At 75.9% G+C, this 4,614-nt stretch carries 6 protein-coding genes and 1 pseudogene; 5 read left to right on the top strand and 2 right to left on the bottom strand.

The genetic code is table 11. From position 1 onward, the window contains the following. From ABD317_RS33825 to ABD317_RS33815, 3 genes and pseudogenes are all read left to right on the top strand, one after another. Positions 1-500, top strand: a pseudogene (locus ABD317_RS33825) (ABC transporter ATP-binding protein); the annotation flags it as partial. After that, the gene (locus tag ABD317_RS33820; protein ID WP_344295148.1) at positions 497-1,441 is read left to right on the top strand and encodes an ABC transporter permease; all 945 of its coding nucleotides are present in this window, start codon (positions 497-499) and stop codon (positions 1,439-1,441) included. The pseudogene ABD317_RS33825 and the gene ABD317_RS33820, both read left to right, overlap by 4 nt. A gap of 77 nt (positions 1,442-1,518) precedes the next feature. Next, on the top strand, positions 1,519-2,196 hold the full coding sequence (locus ABD317_RS33815; protein ID WP_344295146.1) for a hypothetical protein: 678 nt from the start codon (positions 1,519-1,521) through the stop codon (positions 2,194-2,196). A gap of 98 nt (positions 2,197-2,294) precedes the next feature. On the opposite strand, the gene ABD317_RS33810 is transcribed toward ABD317_RS33815, so the two are convergent. Then, positions 2,295-3,554, bottom strand: a complete 1,260-nt coding sequence (locus ABD317_RS33810; RefSeq protein WP_344295144.1) for an NYN domain-containing protein — start codon at positions 3,552-3,554, stop codon at positions 2,295-2,297. 236 nt (positions 3,555-3,790) lie between these two features. Here ABD317_RS33810 and ABD317_RS33805 point away from each other — a divergent pair, with 236 nt between their 5' ends. Then, a complete protein-coding gene (locus ABD317_RS33805; protein ID WP_027756783.1) occupies positions 3,791-3,982 on the top strand; it encodes a hypothetical protein in 192 nt (63 codons plus the stop codon). Positions 3,983-3,988: 6 nt separating this feature from the next. After that, positions 3,989-4,171 (top strand): hypothetical protein, encoded by a 183-nt coding sequence (locus ABD317_RS33800; protein ID WP_344295141.1) that lies wholly within the window; start codon positions 3,989-3,991, stop codon positions 4,169-4,171. Between the two features lie 93 nt (positions 4,172-4,264). Here ABD317_RS33800 and ABD317_RS33795 read toward each other — a convergent pair. Then, positions 4,265-4,614: hypothetical protein (locus tag ABD317_RS33795; protein WP_344295139.1), on the bottom strand; the 350-nt coding region annotated here is incomplete at its 5' end.

The following is a 4,614-nucleotide window of genomic DNA, read 5'->3' as shown; positions in this document are numbered from 1 at the left end:
CGCTCGTCGGCGAGCGGCCGGTGCTGGTGCTGGACGAGCCGACGACCGCGCTGGACCCGGTGGCGCGCCGCGCCGTGTGGGCCGCGATCGACCGGCGCCGGGCCGAGCGCGGCGCGACGGTGCTGCTCGTCACGCACAACGTCATCGAGGCCGAGACCGTGCTCGACCGGGTCGCGGTGCTCGACCGCGGCCGGGTCATCGCCTGCGACTCCCCCACCGGGCTGAAGGCCCTGGTGGGCGGGGAGGTACGGGTGGACCTGGTCTGGCGCGACGAGCCGCCGCTCGACGTGCCGAAGATCGCGGAGCTGGCCCGCACCGCGCGCCGCACGGGCCGGCGCTGGACGCTGCGGCTGCCCGAGGAGGCGGCGCGCGCCGCGGTGGCGGCGGTCACGGGCGGCCCCGCGTTCGCAGAACTGGACGACTTCACGCTGACGACGCCGAGCCTGGAGGACGTGTACCTGGCCCTGGGCGGGCGGGACGAGGGACTGGTGAAGGCATGACGGACGGACACCTCGGCCTCGCGCAGGCCCCGCCCGACGGCTCCGGGCCGCCGGCGGGACCCGCGGCGAACGGGACGTCCGGCACCTCGGGGACGCCAGGTACCGCGGGGACGACGGGCACCGGCGCGCCAGCCCGCGCCGCGGGGACGGCCGACGGCTCCTCCCCGCCCGCCACCGTCGCGCTCGCCCCCCGGGTCCCGTTCTTCCCCGCGCTCGCCGCCGTCTACCGCGCCCAGCTCTCCCGCGCCCGGGTGGCCCGGCTGCCGCTGCTGTTCGTCGCCACCTTCCAGTCCATCGGGATCATGGTGCTGATGCGCGGCGTGGTGGACGCCGAGGCGCGCAGCTCGGAGGCGCACGCCGTGGTCGCCGGCTCGACGGTGCTGGTCGTGGCGTTCGTGGCGCTGAACCTGCTGGCGCAGTACTTCGGCCAGCTGCGCGCGACGGGCGGCCTCGACCACTACGCCACGCTCCCGGTGCCCCCCGCCGCGGTGGTGCTGGGCGCGGCCGGCGCGTACGCCTCGTTCACCGTGCCCGGCACCGCCGTCACGGCCGTCACGGGCAGCCTGCTCTTCGAGCTGCCGCTGCGGCACCTGTGGATCCTCGTCGCCGTCGTCCCGCTCTCCGGCGCCGCGCTCGCCGGCCTCGGGGCCGCGTGCGGGCTGCTGGCGCCGCGGCCGGAGCTGGCGACGCTCTGCGGCCAGCTGGGCATGTCGGCGGCGCTGCTGCTCGGCGTGCTGCCCGCGGAGCGGATGCCGGCGGCGGTGTCCTTCGCCCGCGACCTGCTGCCGTCCACGTACGGGGTGGAAGCGCTGATGGAGACGTTCACGCCGGGCCCCGACTGGGCCGCAGTCCTCGCCGACCTCGGGGTGTGCGCCGGGGTCGGCGTGCCGGCGCTGGCGGCGGCGACGTGGGCGTACCGGAGGGCGGCGCTGCGCTCGTGAGGGACGGCGGTCACGGCGACATTCCGAACGACCGTCCTGACTACGGCGGACGGTCCCGGTCCTGGCACGATGGCAGGGTGACCGCTCCCCTGACGCCGCCCGAGCCGCCGCCGCCCGGGCAGCCCGCCCACAACCCCTGGCAGTATCCGCCCCCGTCCGGCGCCGCCGGCGGGGAGCACGCGCGGGAAGCGAAGGACGGCGACTCCGACCTCGGCCGGGAGGTGTGGCACGCGGTCCTCCTCATGGTGGGCGTGACGGTGCTGGGCCTGCTGCTGGGCTTCCTTTGGGTGGAGCTGGCGCCGCGGGTGCCGCTGGTGGTGCGCGGGGGCGACGCCTGGCTGAAGGAGAGCGAGAGCGAGGACGCCATCTCCATCGACGGGACGTTCGCGCTGCTGGGGCTGGCCTTCGGCGCGGTGACGGCGCTGGCGGTGTTCCTGTGGCGGCGCCGCGGCGGGCTGCCGCTGGTCATGGGGCTGGCGCTGGGCGCGCTGCTCGGGTCGGTGCTGGCCTGGCGGTTCGGCATCTGGCTGGGCCCGTCGGACAACGTGGGGCAGCGGGCCAGGGAGGCCGGCGAGGGCGGCGTCTTCGACGCGCCGCTGGAGCTGAAGGCCAAGGGCGCGCTGCTGGCGTGGCCGGGGGCGGCGATGGCGGTGCACCTGGTGCTGACCGGGCTGTTCGGGCCCCGTACTCCGGAGCCGCAGGTGCCCCCGCCGCCGACGGGCGGCTGGCAGGGCTGGGGCTCGCCGACCCGCTGAGGCCGGTGGCGGTACGCCGCGCACGGCGGCGGTACGCCCCGTACGGCAGCGCGCGACCGGCGCGCACCGGCGTGAAACGGCCCTCGGGGCGGCGAGCGCTACGCGTCCGGCTCGGCCGCCTGCGCGTGCTCGGCGGCCGAGCTGACGTCCACCTCGCGCCAGAACCCGGCCCGGATCGCGTACCGGTCGCGCTCGTCGATCTGGTCGTCCTTGTGGGCCAGCAGCCCGAAGCGGGCGGCGTAGCGCAGCAGTTCGCCGTCGATGCGGTGCGGGATGCGCGGGTACTGGCCGGCCAGCATGCGCAGCTTCGCCGGGTCCGCCAGCCGCTCCATCCAGCGCCGGGCGAAGACCTGGCCCACCTCGAAGGGGTCGCCGCCGATGACGGTGATGTCCTCCTCGCGGTCCGCCCAGCGCTGCTCCGCCGTGGTGAGCTGGGCGAGCGTCGGCAGCCCGGCGATGTCCGGGGGCTCCGCGCCCGGCCGCTCCACCCAGCCGCGGTCGGACGACCAGCGCAGGGTGGCGCTGCCCACGGGCTGCCCCGGGCGCCCCTCGGGCACCGCGGGGCGGCCCAGGCTCGCGAGGTCCTTGGGGGTGGGCACGCCGCCCTTGGCGCCGGCGTCCTCCTCGTCTTCGGGTACGGCGCCGGGCGCCGCGGTGTCGTCGTGGCGCCGCTCGGTGACGGGGTCGGCCGGCGCGGTGCCGTTGGCGACGGTCTGCTTGCCGGCGACGGAGGTCTCGGAGGGCGGGGCGGAGAGGATCGCGGCGATCTCGGGCCGCGGCACGGGGCTGGGGGCGCAGATGCCGGTGAGGTCCTTGGCCCGTACGGCGCGGGTGATCCAGGCTCGGTCGAGCACGCGGCGCTCGTCGGCCTCGGCGACCAGGTCCTCGGACTGGTTGTAGTCGCCGTCGGCGGCCTGGACCGCCCAGAGGTGCACGGCGACGCCGTGCTCCTTCGCGGACATCATCCCCGGCAGCAGGTCGCCGTCGCCGGTGACGAGCACGACGTCGGCGCAGGCGCGGTTGCGGGCCAGTTCGGTCAGCTCGGCGTGCATGGCGGCGTCGACGCCCTTCTGCGCCCAGCGGCCGTCGCTGCGGGTGAGCGCGCCGAGGCGGACGGTGACGCGGGGCATCACGCGCAGCCGCCGGTGTTCCGGCTGCGGTACGCGGTCGGGGGCGCCGTCGAACCAGTAGATGCGCAGCAGCCGCTGGCCGGTGTCGGCCTCGGCCTGGTCCCGCAGTCCCTGGACGAGCGCGGGGTGGTCGACGGTGATCCGGGAGCGGGCGGGTTCTCCGGCAAGCAGGCTCGCGGCGGCGCCCAGCAGGTAGCCGGCGTCCACCAGGACGACGCAGCGGTCCACGATTCACCCTCTTCTCAGCCGGTTCCGGGCCCGTGCCGCGGAGTTCATGTCGGGTTGCCTTCGAGTCTGCCCCACTGAGGGGTGGTTAACAGCAGGGCATCGATCATCGGCGTGGCGGACACCGGTGCCCGGCCATGAACAGCGCGTACTACTCACGGTAATTATCCGACATGCGAGGTATCTCGGGGCGTGCGAGGGTGATCTCCGCGGGGGACCGCGCCTGCAAAGGATCAGTGATGGGTAAGCGCAAGAACCGCGAGAAAAAGCAGCAACAGCACTCCCACCGGGACAAGTACGCCGGGTCGCCGGCCGGGATACCGAACCGCGGCCGGCGGCAGTCCTTCGACGAGATCCCGCCCGGAGACGGCGCCCGGGCCGACGCGCCCGGGGACGGCTTCGAGCGGCGCCCCCGGGCCGGGGAGCGGTGAGCCGCCATGAGCCGTAAGCACAGGAACCGCCGGAACGAACGCGCCGTCGTCCCGCGGGAGGAACGCGGCGAGGAGACCGACGCGCCCGCCGGCGGGCCGCCGCCCGACCAGGTCAGCGAGGCCGTGAACCCCGGCTCCGGCGGCCGCAAGACCCAGAAGCACCGGGAGAAGCGCTTCGGGCACAACTGAGCGCCGGCCGGTGGGCGCGCCCCCGCGCGGAGCGCGCCCGCACCCGCCGCCGGACCCGTCGGCCCGGGCGCCCCCGGGCCGGCGGCGCGCCCGTCAGCCGGCCAGACAGGACGGCCCGAGCAGGGCCTTCAGATCACCGAAGAGCGCCGGGTCCGACGTCACCCGGTGCCGGTCGAGGCGGAGCACGGTGGTGGTGCGGGAGCCCTGGAGCTTCACGCGCACCTCCGTGCCGCCGCGGTGCTGCGACAGCACCTCGCCCAGCTTCTCCACCAGCGGCGGGGTGACCTTCACGGTCGGGATCGTGATGGTCACCGGCGCGTTGGCGGACACCTCGGAGAGGTCGGGGACGGCGAGTTCCATGGCGACCAGGCGGGGGACGTCCTCGCGCTTGTCGAGGCGGCCCTTGACGAAGACGATGGCGTCCTCGACGAGTTGGGTCGAGA

The sequence above is a fragment of the Streptomyces synnematoformans genome (assembly GCF_039531005.1).
Classification (GTDB): domain Bacteria; phylum Actinomycetota; class Actinomycetes; order Streptomycetales; family Streptomycetaceae; genus Streptomyces; species Streptomyces synnematoformans.
Note: the sequence above shows the minus strand (reverse complement) of the source record. Positions and strands in the feature narration are given on the sequence as shown.

What these genes read in the sequence shown, in the direction of transcription:
- ABD317_RS33820 (WP_344295148.1), top strand. Translation starts at nt 497, where the DNA reads ATGACGGACGGACACCTCGGCCTCGCGCAGGCCCCGCCCGACGGCTCC.
- ABD317_RS33805 (WP_027756783.1), top strand. Translation starts at nt 3,791, where the DNA reads ATGGGTAAGCGCAAGAACCGCGAGAAAAAGCAGCAACAGCACTCCCAC.
- ABD317_RS33800 (WP_344295141.1), top strand. Translation starts at nt 3,989, where the DNA reads ATGAGCCGTAAGCACAGGAACCGCCGGAACGAACGCGCCGTCGTCCCG.